The organism is Streptomyces lancefieldiae, assembly GCF_031845825.1.
Lineage (GTDB): Bacteria > Actinomycetota > Actinomycetes > Streptomycetales > Streptomycetaceae > Streptomyces > Streptomyces lancefieldiae.
Genome location: NZ_JAVRFH010000002.1, coordinates 360,391 through 377,568, shown reverse-complemented (window position 1 = coordinate 377,568; position 17,178 = coordinate 360,391). Strand labels below are relative to the sequence as shown.

Sequence of the window (17,178 nt, the reverse complement as noted above, 5' to 3'; positions counted from 1 at the left end):
GGAGGTAGACGACGTCGAAGCCCATCGCGGCGATGGCGGGCAGGCGGCGGGCGGCGGTGCGGAAAGTGCCGTGGGGCCGGTCGGGGGTGCCCTCGGAGCGGGGGAAGAACTCGTACCAGGCGCCGTACAGGGCGCGTTCGCGTTCCACGAGCAGGGGCAGCGGGTCGGAGGTGGTGACCAGCTCCCGCAGCGGATGCCTCGCCAGGACCGCGTCCACCTGGGGCGTCAACGCCGCCGCCAGCCGGGTCGCCACGGGCAGTGTGTCGTCGAACAGGGCGGCCGCGGCGGCCAGCACCACGGCCCGGCCGGCGTCCTTCGGCACCCCCGCGGCGGCCCGCCGGTACAGCTCGGCCCCCTCCTCCAGGACGAGGCCGGCGTCGATGCCGGCCGGGACCTTGATCCGCGCATGGCGCTGCCACGTGGTGACGGGGTCGCTCCACGCCTCCACCCGGTAGGTCCAGCGCCCCGGGGACCCCGGGGTGACCTCGGCGCCCCAGCGGTCGCTGCCCGGGGCCAGCTCCCGCATCGGCGTCCATGGGCCCGGCCGGCCCTCGGGGTCCTTCAGGACGACGTTGGCGGCCACCGCCTCGTGCCCCTCGCGGAACACGGAGGCGGTGACCTCGAACGTCTCTCCCGCCACCGCCTTCGCCGGGCGCCTGCCGTACTCCACCACCGGGTGGACGTCCCGAACCGGGATGCGTCCGATCTCCACGGCCGTACTCATCCGATCTCACCTCCGCCGTGCTCGAGGCCGGGCCCGCGCCCGGCCGTTGTGTCAAGCCGCGCCGGAGGGGGTCCTGCGCCCCGACGGCGAGAGCCGGTCCGCCTGCTCCTGCGCATGGGTGACCAGGCTCGTCCGCAGATACCGTTCGGCGGCATCCGCGGCCTCGCGTGCGCACCGCTTTCCCATCAGCACGCAGAGGGTGTAGCCGGAGTCCTCGAAAGTGGCGCGTACGCCCACGTCCGTCGGGGACGCGAGCATCGAACGTTCCCAGGCGCGGTAATGCCGCAGCTGCCGGGCGACTTCTGTCTTCGCAGGGAGCAGCATGGCCGGTCACCTTCCGGGCGGTCCGGGGGTACGGACGATCGAGTTCTTCACACATGGTGCACGGACGGTGACGCCTCGTCTTGTTGGAACTTCAACCGCTTCTTCGTGTTGCACGAATGGACTACTGCTCTCACTCTGGAGTGACTCAGAAGCGATCAGCGCTCACGCTTCGTGTTCGGGGTGCCTGTCCCCCAAGGGGCGGGGAGGAGCGAGAGCTTTCGCGGTGAGGAGCAACGACGATGAAGACCGCAGTGCCCTGCTACTACCACCTCGACGTGGAAGTGAGCCCGGAACGGGTCGGACAGGTCAGGCGCATCCTGGCCGCTCACCTCCGGTTCTGGGACCTGGAGAACCTCGTCGAACCCGTCTGCTCCGGTGCCGAGATGCTGCTGCGCGCGATCGACGAGCACGCGAGCGACAAGAACACGTCGATCGAGATGTGGTGGAACCGCCAGCACCTCATCACGGCCGTAGGGGGCAACGACCACGCGCTCCGTCCCGACCAGGACCTGCGCACCTGCCTGCAGCACCTCGCCGCGACCAGCGACGGCTGGGGCTGCTGCGCCACCGACACCGGCGCCAAGGTCATCTGGTTCTCGCAGCGCGCCCGGGCCGGCGAACGCGTCCCGCTGGTGGCGAGGGCGCCGGAGCCGATCACGCAGGAGGGGCTGGACGTGCCACGCGAGATCATGCCGGTGGCCCGGCTGGCCGGCCCGGCCGTCACCACGAACGGCGTACTGACGGGGGCCCGGTGACCCGCGCCCGGCCGAACTGGAAGGGGGCGCCCGTATGGAGCGGGCACCCCTATCCGCTCGGGGCCGCGTACGACGGCCAGGGCACCAACTTCGCGCTGTTCAGCGAGGTCGCCGAACGCGTCGACCTCGTCCTCGTCGACGACGACGGCACCCACAGCACCGTGCCGATGCCCGAGGTCGACGGCTTCGTCTGGCACGGCTACCTGCCCGGTGTCGGCCCGGGACAGCGCTACGGCTACCGGGTCCACGGTCCCTGGGCCCCGGCCGTGGGCCACCGGTGCAACCCGGCGAAGCTGCTCCTGGACCCCTACACCCGCGCCGTGGACGGGATGGTGGACAACCACGCCTCCCTCTTCGAGCGCGCCCACGGCAGGCCCGACCCCGGGGACAGCGCCGGGCACACCATGCTCGGCGTGGTCACCGACCCGTTCTTCGACTGGGGCGACGACCGCCCGCCGCGGCGCCCGTACTCGGAGACCGTGATCTACGAGGCCCACGTCCGCGGCCTCACCCGCACCCACCCCGACGTGCCCGACGAACAGCGCGGCACCTACGCCGGGTTGGCGCACCCGGCGATCGTGGACCACCTGACCTCCCTCGGCGTGACCGCCGTCGAGCTCATGCCGGTGCACCAGTTCGTGCACGACGGCGTCCTGACGGACCGCGGACTGTCCAACTACTGGGGCTACAACACCATCGGCTTCTTCGCGCCCCACAACGGCTACGCCGCCCTCGGCACCCGCGGACAGCAGGTCACCGAGTTCAAGTCGATGGTCAAGACCCTGCACGAGGCCGGCCTCGAGGTGATCCTCGACGTGGTCTACAACCACACCGCCGAGGGCAACGAGAAGGGCCCCACCCTCTCCTTCCGCGGCATCGACAACGCCTCGTACTACCGTTTGGTGGACGGCGACTGGCAGCACTACTACGACACCACCGGCACCGGCAACAGCCTGCTGATGCGGCACCCCTACGTGCTCCAGCTGATCATGGACTCGCTGCGGTACTGGGTCACCGAGATGCACGTCGACGGCTTCCGCTTCGACCTCGCGGCCACCCTGGCCCGGCAGTTCCACGAGGTGGACCGCCTCTCGGCGTTCTTCGACCTCATCCAGCAGGACCCGGTGATCAGCCGGGTCAAGCTGATCGCCGAGCCCTGGGACGTGGGCGAGGGCGGCTATCAGGTGGGCAACTTCCCCCCGCTGTGGTCGGAGTGGAACGGCATGTACCGCGACGCGGTACGGGACTTCTGGCGCGGCGAGGAACACACGCTCGGCGAGTTCGCCTCCCGGCTGACCGGCTCCTCCGACCTGTACCAGCACAGCCGGCGCCGCCCCCGCGCCAGCGTCAACTTCGTCACCGCCCACGACGGTTTCACCCTGCGCGACCTCGTCTCCTACAACGACAAGCACAACGAGGCCAACGGCGAGGGCAACAGGGACGGCGAGAGCCACAACCGGTCCTGGAACTGCGGCGCGGAGGGCGAGACGAAGGACCCGGGCGTCCGGGAGCTCCGCGGCCGTCAGCAGCGCAACTTCCTCGCCACCCTCCTCCTCTCCCAGGGCATCCCGATGCTCTGCCACGGCGACGAGACGGGCCGCACCCAGCGGGGCAACAACAACGCCTACTGCCAGGACAACGACATCTCCTGGGTCGACTGGCGCCCGGGCGCCCAGCAGCGTGCCCTGCTGGACTTCACCAGGCGCGTCATCGCGCTGCGCGCCGCCCACCCCGTCCTGCGCCGGCGCCGCTACTTCCGCGGCGAGACGGCGACCAACGCGGACCAGCCGCTGCCGGACCTGGTGTGGCTGCTGCCGGACGCCCGGGAGATGTCCGACGACGACTGGCAGCGCTCCGACGCGCACGCCGTAGGCGTCTTCCTCAACGGCGATGCCATCGCCGAACCCGATCCGTGCGGCCGGCCCGTGGTGGACGACTCCTTCCTGCTGCTGCTCAACAGCCACTGGGAGCCGGCTCGCTTCCGGCTGCCCGACGTCACCTACGGCGAACGCTGGGCGACCCTGATCGACACAGCCGACCCGGAGGGCACGCCGGACGAGGCGGAGCACAAGGCGGGCACCGTCCTGACGGTCGGGCAGCGCAGTCTGGTCCTGCTGTCCCGGCCGTCCCGCACCGGCCGGTGAGCCCGTGGGATCAGCCTCCGAGGCGGCGCGCGGTCACCGTGAACTGCGCGCCGTCGGCATCGCGGAGCACGGCCTCGTCGCCGCTCAGCGACAGCACGCTGCCGCCGTGCCGCTCCGCGGTACGGGCACAGGCCGCGACGTCCTCGACCGCGAAGTGAACCTGCCAGTGCGGCCGGATGGCCGGGTCGGGCGCCGCTCCCAGGGCGCCCGACTCGATGCGTGCCACCACGTCACCGTCGCTGCGCAGCACCACCTCGTCGCCCTCGTACCGGACCTCGCAGCAGCCACTGGTCCCCGACGCCCAGTCGAAGATCTCGCCGTAGAAGATCGCGGCGTCGAAGGCGTCGCGCGTGTGCAGCCGGATGAAGGCGGGGCGCGAGGTGCGCCAGGTCTCCCAGTCGGAGAACAGCTCGCCCTCCCAGATGCCGAAGGTCGCGCCGTCCCGGTCGGCCAGCAGCGCCGCCCGCCCGGGTGGGAGGGAGATCGGCCCGACCGCGGCCGTGCCACCGCGCTCCTGCGCCCGCGACACGGCCTCGTCGGCGCTGCGCACGGCGAAGTACGGCGTCCACGCCACCGCCATCTGCCACATCGCGGCGACCGCGGCGATCCCGGCGACCGGCGCCCCGTCGGCCAGGGCGATCCGGAAGGGGTCGCCCAGCTTGGCGGGCCGCCACCGCCAGCCCAGCACGGCGGAGTAGAAGTCCTCGGTGGCCTGCAGATCACGGCTGGTCAGACTCACCCAGCAGGGGGCCCCGTACACGGAGTGCGTGGACAGGAGGCTCTCCTCGCCGGCGGGGGAGGTCATGTCGTGTTTCATGGCAGTCGTGTCCTGGTCTCGTCCACCGGCAGCCACCGGCTCCACACCAGTGTCCGACCGGGAGTGCGGCGGGCGCCTGCCGAGTACCCCGGCGGGCGTGCCGAAACGGTGGCGGACGCGCCCCGGACGGCCCAGTGGCGCCGGAACGCACATGTGACCACGATGGAGGCCTCGGAGCCGTACCGCGCGGCACAGGCGGCGGTGACCCGCCGGATCCGGAGGTGACCATGCCCACGGACTCGGGCTCGGACCAGATCTTCGAGCTGCAGGAACAGGTCCGGCAACTGAAGGAGGCGGTCGTCTCGCACGCCGTCGTCGACCAGGCGATCGGGATGATCGTCGCCCTCGGCCGCGTCACACCCGACCAGGGGTGGATCGTACTGAAGGAAGTTTCCCAGCATACGAACATCAAACTGCGCAATGTCGCCGAAACGATACTCATCTGGGGGCGCGCCGGAGTGATGCCGCCGGAGATCCGGGCCGCTCTCGAGGACTGCCTGGACCGTCACGGCCCCCCGCAGATCCCCGGCACCCCACCGGAGCGGTGAGGTGACAGGCCCCGGCGGACCTCCGCGAGGCCTCAGCGGACCTCCGCGAGGATCTCCTCGCGGATCCGGTCGAAGCAGCCGCTGAGCAGCCGGGAGACGTGCATCTGGGAGATGCCGAGCTGCTGCGCGATGCGGCTCTGCGTCATCCCGCCGAAGAAACGCAGGTAGAGGATGGTGCGCTCGCGCTCGGGCAGCGCCTCCAGACAGGGCCGGACGGCCACCCGGTCCACCACCGTGTCGAAGGCCGGGTCCGGGCCGCCGAGCGCGTCCCCCAGTGCGTACCCGTCGGTGCCGGGCATCTCGGCCTCCAGGGAGAGGGCGGAGAAGCACTCCAGCGCCTCCATGCCCGTGCGGACCTCGGCCGTGGTCAGCTGCGCGTGCTCGGCGATCTCCTCGACCGTGGGGGCGCGCCCCGGCGTGGTCTGGGCCAGTTCCTTCGCGGATTTGCGTACCCGGTTGCGCAGGTCCTGGATCCTGCGCGGCACGTGCAGGGTCCACATGTGGTCGCGGAAGTGCCGTTTGATCTCGCCGGTCACGGTCGGTACGGCGTACGCCTCGAAGGCGTGGCCGCGTTCCGGGTCGTAGTGGTCGACGGCCTTGACCAGACCGAGGGCCGCCACCTGGTAGAGGTCCTCCAGGTTCTCCCCGCGGCCCCGGAAGCGGACGGCTATCCGCTCGGCCATGGGCAGCCAGACCTGGATCAGGTCGTCCCGCAGCGCCGTGCGCTCGGCTCCCTCGGGCAGCGTGGCGAGCCGTTCGAACGCCGCGGCGGTGTCGGGGGCGTCGTCGTGGGGGTGGGGCTTGGTTCCGCCGGCGATACGCATGGTGCGCACCTCCCTCAGCAGGGGTGCTGGCAAATCCTCGTATATATGGATACTGAGCGCGAATGCCCCGGACGGCCACCTGAACGGCCGCAGGTCGTTGATCGCGGCGGCGGCGCTGCGGAACGTGATGTGTGGCACGCTCCGGGTGATCGTCCGGGGTGGCCGTCGGCGGATCGTCGCTGCGCAACGCTTGATCGCTGAACAAATCGGGTCGAAGTGCCTGGCCACAGCGCAATCCGCTCATTTGACAGCGTGCTGAGGGCACAGATAGGAAGCAGCGTCGAGAGGTCGAGAGGGGCATCGTGTACGAGCCGAACGTGGTCGGGGACTGGCAGGAGTACGACGAGCACGCCGGTCTACGGGTCCGCGTCCACCGTCTTGAGCCGGCCGAGCCGCCCCGCGGCCGCGACGACGCCGCCGAGGGGCTGACCTACTTCTGCGTCCGGGTGACCGTGGAGAACCGGGGGAACCGGCACCTCGGCATCCACCTCGAGGACGGCCAGGTCGACGTGCGGATCGGGCCCGACGGGGAAAGCGCCTTCCTCGACTGGCGCAACTCCCAGTTCATCGAGGGCTTCGACGTCTACCCGCTGCGCCGTGCCACCGCCGTGCTCTACGCGGCCGGCCCGGAGGCGAGCCTCGGCCAGGTGGACGTGCAGGTGCAGGTGCGGGTGGACGAGGAGTGGGCCGACCGCCGGCTGTGGACCGGCGGCCTCGGGTTGCACGAGGGGGCCTCCGGGTCCCTCACCGGCGCGGCGCGGGACGACGGGCTGGCGCACCAGGTGAGCGCCTTCCTGCGGGACCAGGCGGAGGAGGGCACCGCCTGATCCCCGGCCCGGGGGTCTCAGTGCGCGATGCCGTCGATGATCTCGCGGGCGCCCTGACGCAGCAGCGCCACGGCGACCGACGTGCCGAGGGTGGCCGGGTCCAGCCGGCCGGCCCACTCGTGGGCGTTCAGCCGCGTCTTGCCGTCCGGCGTGAAGACACAGGCCCGCAGGGAGAGTTCACCGCTCCGGTCCACGCGCGCGTAGCCGGCGATCGGGCTGTTGCAGTGCCCCTGGAGGACGTGCAGGAACATGCGCTCCGCCGTGGCCTCCCGATGGGTGTCCGGGTGGCCGAGGCCGCTGACCGCGTCGATGAGGTCGCCGTCGCCCTTGCGGCACTGCAGGGCGAGGATGCCCGCGCCGATCGGCGGCATCATCGTCTCGGTGGACAGGACCTCGCTGATCACGTCACGACGGCCGATGCGCTCCAGCCCGGAGACCGCGAGCAGCAGGGCGTCCGCCTCCCCGGCGGCCAGCTTGGCGAGCCGCCGATTGGCGTTGCCCCGGAACGGAACGCACCTCAGGTGCGGGTGGGTGGCGGCCAGTTGGGCGACGCGACGCACCGAGGAGGTGCCGACGCGGGTCCCGGCGGGGAGTTCGTCCAGGGTGAGCCCGTCCGGGTGGACGAGGGCGTCCCGGATGTCGTCCCGCTTCAGGAACGCGGCGAACACGGTGCCCGCCGGCAGCGGCCGGTCGGCGGGCACGTCCTTGACGCAGTGCACCGCGAGATCGGCCTCACCCGACAGCAGCGCGGCGTCGACCTCCTTGGTGAACGCGCCCTTGCCCTCCACCTGTGACAGATCGCCCAGCCACTTGTCGCCGGTGGTCTTCACCGGCACGACCTCGGTGCGCACGCCGGGGTGGAGGGCCGCCAACTCGGCCCGGACGCGCTCGACCTGCGCCAGGGCCATGGGGGAGTCGCGGGAGACGATACGGATCAGTTCGGGGACGGACATGCGGACACGATAGTGGTCCCGGGGGTGCTCCGGTCGCATGGTTCGCCCGACTGGCCCGCCGCCGTCTCACGCGTTCGGGTCGAAGGGGATGCCGGGGGGCTTGGCGGCGGCCAGGTGGGAGGCGAAGCTGCCGTCCTTGAGGCCGAAGTGGGCGCTGCCGAAGTCGTACGCGCTCAGCCGGTCGCGCAGGCCGGCCGGATAGCCGTTCCAGCCGACCAGGGTCGGGTACTGCCAGTTGACCTTGTGGTTCTCCGGGGGCTCGTCCCCCGAGGTCGCCAGGCGGAAGCAGTGGGTGCTGATGCCGTCCTTGTGGTAGACGACCTTCGGGTGGGTGCCGTCGAAACGGACCGCCGACCTCGCGTGCACGCTGAACGAGCCGTGGTGGGAGGTCGCGACGTACTCGACGGTGCCCTCGCGCACCCACACCACGACGTGCTCCCAGTCGTGCCGGTGGCCGCCGAGGCTGCTGCCGGGCAGCGCCTGGTCCTTCTCGAAGTAGAGGCCGTACATGTAGGCGCACCAGCCGTTGTTGCACCTGGCGCGCGCGTAGCCGTTGGTGTTGTCCAGGTCGACGGCGTCCCGGCAGTTGCCGTTGACGGCGCCGGTCGGGTTGAGCCCGCCGTTGACCGCGCCGTCGGAACCGATGGCCGGCGTCGGGTAGCAGCCGTCGGTGTCGTAGTCGAAGGCGGGCTGGTACGCGCGTTCCAGGCTGTCGGCGTTGCCGGGCAGTGCCTGGGGAGGGGCGGCGAAGGCGGTGGCGGGGAAGGCGACGACGAGGGCGAGGGCACCGAGCGGTGCGGTGAGCCATCTCTTGCGGCGGGTTGTGGTGGTACGCGACGACACCGCGTCCTCCTCTGATTCCGGGCACAGCCCAAGGGCTGGGAAGGGAAAGGGTGTTCAGGGTGTCGTCTTTTCATGTGCACGCCAAGAGGAGGGGCGTCCTCGCGGTGAAGGGCAGCCCAATACTTGGCCCGTCATGCCGTCACCGGGTCACGTCGTCACACCAGGTCGTCCGGAATGTCGGCGGCGGACTCCTCGGGCGCGAGGTCCGGGCGGAGCCGGAGCCAGGACGGCTGGCGCAGCATGCCCTCCCGGGTACGGGTGCTGTAGCGGACCTCGCCGACCAGCCGGGGGACGACCCAGCGCGCTCCCGGCACCGGCGGCACGGGTTCGAAGGGGCACACGTCCGTCGCCGCGGCCCGCAGCAGTGCGGCCAGCTCGGTGCGCTCGGCCGCGCTCCAGCCGGTGCCGACCCCGCCGACGTAGCGCAGCCGGCCCGCGGCGCGCTGGCCGACCAGCACGGCACCCGGCAGGCCCGTGAGCCGTCCCTTGCCGGGCAGCCAGCCGCCCACCACGACGTCCTCACTGCGCATGTTGCGGATCTTGATCCAGGCCCGGGAACGGACCCCGGGTTCGTACACCGAGTCCAGCCGCTTGCACACCAGGCCCTCCAGGCCGTGCTCGCGGGTGGCCCGCAGGGCCTGTTCGCCGTGGCCGACCAGTGCGGCCGGGGTCGACCAGGAGGGGCCGTCGAGAGCGAGGTCCGCCAGTTGCTCGCGGCGACGGGTGTAGGGCAGGCGCAGGAGGGAGCGGGGGCCCAGGTGCAGGGCGTCGAACAGCACCAGATGGACGGGGACCCGCCCCGCCCGGTGCGCGGCCCGGCCCGGGGCGTGCGCGAGGCCCATGCGGGACTGGAGCAACTGGAAGTCGGCGCGGCCCCGTTCGTCCAGGGCCAGGACCTCTCCGTCCAGGACGGCGGGAGTGCCGGCGAGCGCGGTGGCGAGCGGCGCCAGTTCGGGATAGGCGGCCGTGATGTCCTGTCCGGAGCGGGCCCGCAGCAGCACACTGCCGTCGCCGGGCAGGTAGACCACCACGCGCTGGCCGTCCTGCTTGGTCTCGTAGGCCCAGCGCGCGTCCTGCGCGGCGGGCGGCAGGGCGCCGGGGGTGGCGAGCATGGGCGGGATCAGCGGCAGCTCCACGGGTCAGTTCTCGACGTGCCCGCGCGCCCCCACGCGCGTTGTCCGCCAGGTTCGCCTGAACGGCGCCGCTGCCCCCGCCCCCGTGCGCAGGGGCGGCGGTACCGGCGCCGTCGCCGGCGTACCGGGGCCGGGTCAGCGCACGGAGGCGGCGCCGGCCTCGACACCGTCGGCCGATCCCGCGGGCGCGGGCACCGCGCCGGCCGGACGGTGCCGGGGGATGAAGGAGGCGATCGCGAAGGCGAGCAGCGCCGCACCGGCGCCGATGGCCATGACCACCTTGAAGGCGTTCTCCGACGGCAGGGCGAAGCCGCCGAGGCTGATGGTCATCTGGGCCAGGATCACCCCGGCGATGGCGCTGGCGACCGAGGTGCCGATGGACCGCATGAGGGTGTTCAGGCTGTTCGCGGCGGCCGTCTCGGCGGCCGGCACCGCGCCCATGATCAGGGCCGGCATGGCGCCGTAGGTGAAGCCGATGCCCGCGCCGATGACGCAGGAGACCAGCACCAGGTGCCAGACCTCGGACATCAGCACGATGTTCAGCCCGTACCCGGCCGCCACGATCAGGGCGCCGATCATCAGCGTCACCTTCGGGCCCCGGGCCTTGGAGACGCTCGCGGAGACCGGGGCGAACGCCATCATCACCAGGCCGGACGGCGCCATCACCAGGCCGGCGGTCAGCAGCGAGCGGCCGAGACCAAAACCGGTGGCCTCGGGCAACTGCAGGAGCTGCGGAAGCACCAGGGACATCGCGAACATGGAGAAACCGACGGCTATGGACGCCAGGTTGGTGAACAGCACCTGACGGCGGGCGGTGGTGCGCAGGTCCACCAGCGGCTGCGGGGTGCGCAGCTCCCACCGGCCCCACACCAGCAGGATCACCACGGCCGCCGCGAACAGACCGAGAGTGAGTCCGCCGGTCCAGCCCCAGTCGGCGCCCTTGGAGATCGCCAGCAGCAGGCACACCAGGCCGGCCGCCATGCCGATGCCGCCGAGGAGGTCGAAGCGGCCACCGGTGCGCACCGCCGACTCGGGCACGAGTGCCAGTACCAGCACCAGCGCGACGGCGCCGAGCGCGCCGGAGGTCCAGAAGAGCATGTGCCAGTCGAGGTTGTCCGCGATCAGCGCGGCGGCGGGCAGACCGAGCGCGCCGCCGACTCCGAGCGAGGCGCTCATCAGGGCCGTGGCGCCGGCCAGCCGCTCGGCGGGCAGCTCGTCGCGCATGATGCTGATGCCGAGCGGGATCACGGCGGCCGACAGTCCCTGCATGGCGCGGCCGACGACCATCGGGACGAGGGCGTCGCTCAGTGCGCAGATGACGGACCCGGCGATCAGCAGTACCAGGCTGAACAGCAGCATCCGCCGCTTGCCGGCCATGTCGCCGAGCCGGCCGACGACGGGGGTGGCCACGGCGGCGGCCAGCAGCGTGGCGGTCACCGCCCACGCGGCGTCCGACGCCGGTGCGTCCAGGAGCTTCGGCAGCTCCGGGACGATCGGGATGACCAGGGTCTGCATCAGCGAGACGACGATCCCGGCCAGGGCCAGTACCGCCACCACGGCGTTGGGCCGTGACGCGGTGGGGGATGCGGGCATGGAGGAGCCTTTCGAGTCACGGGCGCGGACCGCACCGGAGAGAAATTTAAGTCAGTCGCTTGACGTACTCTAAGGGGCGGGAGACACACCCGCGGCATCCGGGCCGCGCACCGCCCGGAATCCGGCGTTGCGTAGGCTTCCGTGGTAAGCGCCGCCATACGGCGGACCTGCGGCGACTCGAGGGACTGGCCGGCGCGGGGCACGAGGAAGGTCCCGGCGCGGTGGTGAGCATGGCGGGCAGGACGGCGCGGGCGGACCAGGTCAGCACGACCCGGCAGCTGATCCTGACCACCGCCGAGCGGCTGTTCGCCGAGCACGGGGTGTACGCGGTCTCCAACCGCCAGGTCAGCGAGGCTGCCGGGCAGGGCAACAACGCCGCGGTCGGCTACCACTTCGGTACGAAGGCCGACCTGGTGCGCGCCATCGCCCAGCGGCACTCCGTACGGGTCGAGGACCTGCGCGCCCGGCAACTGGCCGCCCTCGGCGACTCGACGGACCTGCGCGACTGGGTGGACTGCCTGGTCAGGCCGCAGTACGACCACCTGGCGGCGCTGGGCAGCCCGACCTGGTACGCGCGGTTTTGCGCACAGGTCATGACGGACCCCGCCCTGCGGCAGATCATGGTCGAGGAGTCCCGGTCCTCGCAGTCCCTGCGCAGGATCATCGAGGGGCGGGCGCGGTGCATGCCCGACCTGCCCGACGAGGTCCGCGCCGAGCGGGGGGACATGGCCCGTCACCTCATCGTGCACACGGCGGCCGAGCGGGAGCGTGCCCTCGCCGAGAACCGCCCCACCCCCCGCGCCAGTTGGCAGGACGCCGCGGACGGGCTCGTCGACGCGATCGTGGGCATGTGGCTGGCGCCCGTCACGCCCCGGGGCGGGGAGTGACGGGCGCGCGGTGACGGAGCGGGATCAGCGGGCGAGGCGGATGCGGGTCGCGGTGTCCCCGGTCGCGGTGGCCCCGGACTTGCCGACCACGTAGGCGGTGCCGTCGGCGATCTCCACGTGGTGGGGGTTGGTGCCGGCGGCGATGGTCTCCTCGACGCCCTTCTTGACGTCGACGCGGATGACGTGGGCGGCGGCGCGGTTGACCACCAGGACGTCGCCGGAGCGCTCGTCGGTCTCCACCGACAGGGCCCCCGAGGGTTCGGCCCGGCCCCCACCAAGCGGGTCACCCTCGTCGTCGGACAGGACCGCACCCTGCTCGAGGTCGTCCGCAGCGAGCTGAGGACGAACACGCACGCCGACCGCGCCCTGGCCGCACTGCGCGCTCACCCGGGGTAGGGTGCCGCTCCCGCTCGGTCGCGGTTGAAACCGGTCCGCAATGGGTCGATCCTGGACGCTATGGAGCATGCCTCCGCCGCGGCGACCCTGGACGTCCACGGCACGGTGACGGGGTGGAGCGAGGGCGCCCGGCGGCTGACCGGCTACCCGGCCGAGGAGGCGGTGGGCCGCAGCGCACGGGAGCTGCTCGCCCAGGAGGTGCCGCCCGGGGCCGTGTCCGCGCTGTCGGGCACGGTTCTCCTCCGCCGCCGCGACGGCTCCGCCGTACCGCTGCCCCTGCGCGGCAGGGCGCTGCTGGGGGCGGCCGGCACACCGTCGGGATACGCGGTGACCGTCGAACCGCCCGACGAGCGCACGCCCTGCCTGACCGGGGAGACCTTCCAGCAGGCGTCCCTGTCGATGTCCGTCCACGACACCCGGCAGCGCTATCTGCGGGTCAACGACACGGCGCGCCGGGCGCTGGGGTTGCCGGAGGAAGACGTGATCGGACGGCGGCTTCCGGAGACCATGGACGACATGGGCGCCAACGGACCGGAGTTCGTGCGGCACATGCGGCAGGTCGTCGACACCGGGCGGCCCGCGCGCTACGAGATCTGCACGCCCGCCTCCTCCCCGCTCGGCGATCACGCCTGGACCATCGAGATGTGGCCGGTCCGCGACGCGTCCGACGAGGTGGCCGCCGTGGCCGTCGCGGGTTTCGAGAGCACCGAGCAGCACCGCGCGCGGCAGCGGCTGGCCCTGCTGAACGAGGCCGCGACCGGTATCGGCACCACCCTGGACGTGGTGCGCACCGCCGAGGAACTGATCCAGTTCCTCGTCCCGCGCTTCGCCGACTTCGCGGGCGTCGACCTGCTCGACTGGGTCCTGGGCACGGGAGAACCCTTCGTGGTGCCGACCGGCGACGCCGGGCTGCGCCGCGTCGCGCACAGCGCCACCACGGAAGGTTTTCCCCGGGCCTCCGTGCACCTGGGGGAGATCGACGTCCATCCGCCGTCCTCGGCGCCCCAGCGGGCGCTGAGAGAGGGGCGGGCGGTGCGCACCGGCCCGGGCGACCCGGACTTCGACCGCTGGATGCGGGTCCGCAATGAGCAGGCCCCGTACAACCGCTCCTACCGGGAGCGCATCTGTTCGACCCTGGCGGTCCCGCTCAAGGCCCGCGGCACCACCCTGGGAGTCGTGCTGGCCGTGCGCACCACCCCGCAGGCACCGTACGCCGACGACGACACCGTCCTCGTCGAGGAACTCGCCAGCCGGGCCGCGGTCTGCGTCGACAACGCCCGCCGCTTCGCCCGCGAGCGCGCCACCGCACTCCTCCTGCAGCACAGCCTGCTGCCCACCGACCTGCCCGGACAGATGGCGGTCGAGGTGGCCCACCGCTATCTGCCCTCCGTGTCGGCGGCCGGCATCGGAGGCGACTGGTTCGACGTGATCCCGTTGTCCGGCAGCAGGGTCGCGCTCGTCGTCGGTGACGTGGTCGGCCACGGCATCCCGTCCACGGCGACCATGGGCCGCCTCTGCACGGCCGTGCGCACCCTCGCCGACGTCGACCTGCCCCCCGACGAACTCCTCACCCACCTCGACGACCTCGTCACCCACCTCGCGGCCGACGACGACGGCGAGGAGGTCGCCGAACTGGGCGCCACCTGCCTCTACACCGTCTACGACCCCGTCTCCCGCCGCCTCACCCTGGCCGCCGCCGGGCACCCCGCGCCCGCCGTCGTCCTGCCCGACGGCACCACGCGGCTCGTCCCCATGACCGCCGGCCCGCCGCTGGGCGTGGGCGGGCTGCCGTTCGAGGCGACCGAGCTGCTGCTGCCCGAGGGCTCCGTCGTCGCCCTGTACACCGACGGCCTCCTCGAGGACCGCGGCCGCGACATCGATCATTCCACCGCGGAGCTGTGCCGGGCCCTGACCGCGCCCGCGCACTCGCTCGAAGCGCTCTGCGACACCGTGCTCAAGGCCGTGATGCCGGAGGAGCCGAGTGACGACGTGGCGCTGCTGCTGGCGCGTACCCGGGCGCTGGGCGCGGACCGGATACGTACCTGGGAGGTCCTGTCCGACCCCGCGCACGTGGCCGCCACCCGGCGGTCCGTCCTCGAGCAGCTGGCGGAATGGGGCCTGGACGAGGCGGCGTTCGTCACCGAGCTCGTCGTCAGCGAGCTCGTCACCAACGCGATCCGCTACGGCGAACCGCCCATCCAGCTGCGCCTCATCCGTGACAGCGCCCTCATCTGCGAGGTCTCCGACGGCAGCGCCACCTCACCGCACCTGCGGCGGGCCCACGCCTACGACGAGGGCGGCCGGGGTCTGCTGCTCGTCGCCCAGCTCACCCAGCGCTGGGGCAGCCGGCAGACGGGCAGCGGAAAGACCATCTGGGCCGAACAGCCGCTGCCCGCCCGGTGAGCCACCCGCCTCCCGCCCGGCGCTGCCGCCCACCACCCGACACGGCCGCCGCCCGCACGCCCACAGTCGCCGAACACGTGACGCCCGCGCCACCGGCCACCCTCCGCGCCCGGTGCCTGGCGCATCTGGTGCTTCCGCATCCGGCGCCACCTCGCGCACCTGACACCCCTGCACCTGACACCCCTGCACCCGGCGCCTCGCGCACCCGGCGTCACGCGCATCTGGTGCTCCTGCGCCTGGCGTCCACGCACCTGGCGCCTCGCGCACCCGGCACCACCCCGCGTACCCGGCGCCCCCGCACCTGGCAACCGCCGCACCCGGCGCCCCCGGACACCGTTCCGCCGCGCCCCCGAACGTCGCGTTTCCGCCCGGCCGTGCGCCTCAGCTCTCCCGGTCCTCCGCGGCGACGCGGGCGAGGGTGCGGCCGGTGCGGGCGGAGCGTGCGCGCCGGGGGTCCGGGGTGCCGTGGCCCCGGGGCCCGTCACCGGCCGTCTTCACGAGGAGCCACGCCTCCTCGTCGTCCCCGGCCTTCCCGCCGCGGAACCGGGTCAACGCGTACTCGCCGCGCAGCTTCGTGCCGTGCAGCCGGAACGTGGCGTGCCCGCGCGCGAGCGACTCCCCGAAGTCGACCGGCCTGCCCCTGCGGTCGTGGCTCAGCTGCTCGTAGGTTCCGTGGTCCCAGACGATCACCGTGCCGCCCCCGTACTCGCCCGCGGGGATCACACCCTCGAACTCCTCGTACTCCAGCGGATGGTCCTCCGTGGGCACGGCGAGCCGCTTGTCGCTCGGGTCCGCCGACGGGCCCTTCGGCACCGACCAGGACTTCAGCACGTCCGCCACCTGCAGCCGGAAGTCGAAGTGCAGGGTGCTCGCGTCGTGGATCTGCACGACGAAGTGAGGCTCCTCGCCCTCCGGGGACGCCCCGCGCCCCGCGGGTTCACCGGTCCGGCCGAAGTCACGCCTGCCGCGGTAGTCCCGCAGCCCGTCTCCCTCGCCCACCTGCGGCTCCTTCCCGGGACATCCGCGCCGACCGGGACCGGGTACCCCCGTCAGAACTCTTCGTGCACCTCCGGGTCGCCGCCGAGCCGCCGGTGCGCGCGGTCCGCCACCGAACGCATCTGGTCGGAGTCCAGTTCGAAGCCGAACACGTCGAGGTTCGCGCGCTGCCGCGCGGGGTCGGCGGACTTCGGAATGGGCACCGCGCCGAGCTGGGTGTGCCACCGCAGGACCGCCTGGGCGGGCGTCACGCCGTGCGCGTCGGCGACCGCGACGACGGCCGGATCGTCCAGCAGGTCGCTGCCGCGGCCCAGCGGGCTCCAGCTCTCCGTGCGGATGCCCTTGCGCTCGTGGAAGGCGCGCAGCTCCTCCTGCGGGAGGAGCGGGTGCAGCTCGATCTGGTTGACGGAGGGCAGGACGCCGGTCTCCTTCTCCAGCCGCTCGATGTGCTCCGCCGTGAAGTTCGAGACGCCGACCGAGCGCACGAGGCCGTCGTCGCGCAGCTTGACCATCGCCTTCCAGGAGTCGACGTACTTGTCCACGCGGGGCAGCGGCCAGTGGATCAGATACAGATCGACGTACTCCAGGCCCAGCCGGGCGCGGGACTCCTCGAACGAGGCGAGCGTCTCCTCGTAGCCGTGGTGCCGGCCCGGCAGCTTGGTCGTCACCACGATGTCCTCGCGGGGGACACCACTGCCGGCCACGCCGCGGCCGACGCCGGTCTCGTTGCGGTAGTTCGTCGCCGTGTCGATCAGGCGGTAGCCCGTCTCCAGGGCCTCGCGGACCGCCCGCTCGGCCTCGTCGTCGTTCATCGGCCAGGTCCCCAGACCCAGGGCGGGGAGCGTGGTGCCGTCGTTGAGCGTGTGTGCCGGGATGCTGATCACCGTAGGACCTTCCCTCGACCGTGTACGGCGGTGTGCCGCCCGTCCAGCGTCGCCCACAGGGTGAGTGGTGATCAACCGGACGGCGCGGGAGGTGTTCTGCCACGATCTCTGCCGGGGCCCAATCGGA

Annotated in this window: 17 protein-coding genes and 1 pseudogene; 7 read left to right on the top strand and 11 right to left on the bottom strand. The window is 72.5% G+C overall.

The genetic code is table 11. From position 1 onward, the window contains the following. Positions 1-724: maltotransferase domain-containing protein (locus tag RM812_RS03750; RefSeq protein ID WP_311570930.1), on the bottom strand; the 724-nt coding region annotated here is incomplete at its 3' end. A 51-nt stretch (positions 725-775) separates the two neighbouring features. Then, positions 776-1,048 (bottom strand): DUF5133 domain-containing protein, encoded by a 273-nt coding sequence (locus RM812_RS03745; protein ID WP_311570929.1) that lies wholly within the window; start codon positions 1,046-1,048, stop codon positions 776-778. A 239-nt stretch (positions 1,049-1,287) separates the two neighbouring features. Here RM812_RS03745 and RM812_RS03740 point away from each other — a divergent pair, with 239 nt between their 5' ends. Both RM812_RS03740 and glgX read left to right on the top strand, forming a co-directional pair. Next, the gene (locus tag RM812_RS03740; RefSeq protein WP_311570928.1) at positions 1,288-1,803 is read left to right on the top strand and encodes a pep a2; all 516 of its coding nucleotides are present in this window, start codon (positions 1,288-1,290) and stop codon (positions 1,801-1,803) included. Continuing rightward, complete coding sequence (gene glgX, locus RM812_RS03735; RefSeq protein WP_311570927.1) at positions 1,800-3,947, top strand: glycogen debranching protein GlgX; 2,148 nt, start codon at positions 1,800-1,802, stop codon at positions 3,945-3,947. Before RM812_RS03740 ends, glgX begins: the two co-directional genes overlap by 4 nt. 10 nt (positions 3,948-3,957) lie before the next feature. Here glgX and RM812_RS03730 read toward each other — a convergent pair whose 3' ends face one another. After that, positions 3,958-4,764, bottom strand: a complete 807-nt coding sequence (locus tag RM812_RS03730) for a VOC family protein (protein ID WP_311570926.1) — start codon at positions 4,762-4,764, stop codon at positions 3,958-3,960. 227 nt (positions 4,765-4,991) lie between these two features. Between RM812_RS03730 and RM812_RS03725 the strand changes: the two genes are divergently transcribed. Next, a complete protein-coding gene (locus RM812_RS03725) occupies positions 4,992-5,312 on the top strand; it encodes an ANTAR domain-containing protein (RefSeq protein WP_311570925.1) in 321 nt (106 codons plus the stop codon). 32 nt (positions 5,313-5,344) lie between these two features. Here the strand turns inward: RM812_RS03725 and RM812_RS03720 are convergent, their stop codons facing one another. Then, complete coding sequence (locus RM812_RS03720) at positions 5,345-6,136, bottom strand: SigB/SigF/SigG family RNA polymerase sigma factor (protein WP_311570946.1); 792 nt, start codon at positions 6,134-6,136, stop codon at positions 5,345-5,347. Between the two features lie 302 nt (positions 6,137-6,438). On the opposite strand from RM812_RS03720, the gene RM812_RS03715 reads away from it, so the two are divergent. Further along, on the top strand, positions 6,439-6,963 hold the full coding sequence (locus tag RM812_RS03715) for a hypothetical protein (protein ID WP_311570924.1): 525 nt from the start codon (positions 6,439-6,441) through the stop codon (positions 6,961-6,963). A gap of 17 nt (positions 6,964-6,980) precedes the next feature. Here RM812_RS03715 and hemC read toward each other — a convergent pair whose 3' ends face one another. The 4 genes from hemC to RM812_RS03695 all read right to left on the bottom strand — a co-directional run bounded on the left by hemC (position 6,981) and on the right by RM812_RS03695 (position 11,485). Next, complete coding sequence (gene hemC / locus RM812_RS03710) at positions 6,981-7,916, bottom strand: hydroxymethylbilane synthase (RefSeq protein ID WP_311570923.1); 936 nt, start codon at positions 7,914-7,916, stop codon at positions 6,981-6,983. Positions 7,917-7,982: 66 nt separating this feature from the next. Then, entirely contained in the window at positions 7,983-8,759 is a 777-nt protein-coding gene (locus RM812_RS03705; protein ID WP_311570922.1) for an NPP1 family protein, read from the bottom strand. Positions 8,760-8,914: 155 nt separating this feature from the next. Continuing rightward, positions 8,915-9,895 carry an ATP-dependent DNA ligase gene (locus RM812_RS03700; RefSeq protein WP_311570921.1) on the bottom strand — a complete coding sequence of 327 codons (981 nt, stop codon included), beginning with the start codon at positions 9,893-9,895 and terminating at the stop codon, positions 8,915-8,917. 132 nt (positions 9,896-10,027) lie between these two features. After that, a complete protein-coding gene (locus tag RM812_RS03695; protein ID WP_311570920.1) occupies positions 10,028-11,485 on the bottom strand; it encodes an MFS transporter in 1,458 nt (485 codons plus the stop codon). A gap of 230 nt (positions 11,486-11,715) precedes the next feature. Between RM812_RS03695 and RM812_RS03690 the strand changes: the two genes are divergently transcribed. Then, positions 11,716-12,372 carry a TetR/AcrR family transcriptional regulator gene (locus RM812_RS03690; RefSeq protein WP_311570919.1) on the top strand — a complete coding sequence of 219 codons (657 nt, stop codon included), beginning with the start codon at positions 11,716-11,718 and terminating at the stop codon, positions 12,370-12,372. Positions 12,373-12,396: 24 nt separating this feature from the next. Here RM812_RS03690 and RM812_RS03685 read toward each other — a convergent pair whose 3' ends face one another. Next, a complete protein-coding gene (locus RM812_RS03685) occupies positions 12,397-12,579 on the bottom strand; it encodes a hypothetical protein (RefSeq protein WP_311570918.1) in 183 nt (60 codons plus the stop codon). 45 nt (positions 12,580-12,624) lie between these two features. Between RM812_RS03685 and RM812_RS03680 the strand changes: the two are divergent. Together RM812_RS03680 and RM812_RS03675 are read left to right on the top strand one after the other, a co-directional pair. Next, a pseudogene (locus tag RM812_RS03680) lies at positions 12,625-12,768 on the top strand (peroxiredoxin); the annotation flags it as partial. A 60-nt stretch (positions 12,769-12,828) separates the two neighbouring features. Then, positions 12,829-15,171: a SpoIIE family protein phosphatase gene (locus RM812_RS03675; RefSeq protein ID WP_311570917.1), complete on the top strand. Its 2,343-nt coding sequence runs from the start codon at positions 12,829-12,831 to the stop codon at positions 15,169-15,171. A gap of 381 nt (positions 15,172-15,552) precedes the next feature. Here RM812_RS03675 and RM812_RS03670 read toward each other — a convergent pair whose 3' ends face one another. After that, positions 15,553-16,170, bottom strand: coding sequence for a DNA polymerase ligase N-terminal domain-containing protein (locus RM812_RS03670; protein ID WP_311570916.1), 618 nt, complete (start codon positions 16,168-16,170; stop codon positions 15,553-15,555). A gap of 50 nt (positions 16,171-16,220) precedes the next feature. Continuing rightward, entirely contained in the window at positions 16,221-17,051 is an 831-nt protein-coding gene (locus tag RM812_RS03665; protein ID WP_311570915.1) for an aldo/keto reductase, read from the bottom strand. Between the last annotated feature and the right edge of the window lie 127 nt (positions 17,052-17,178).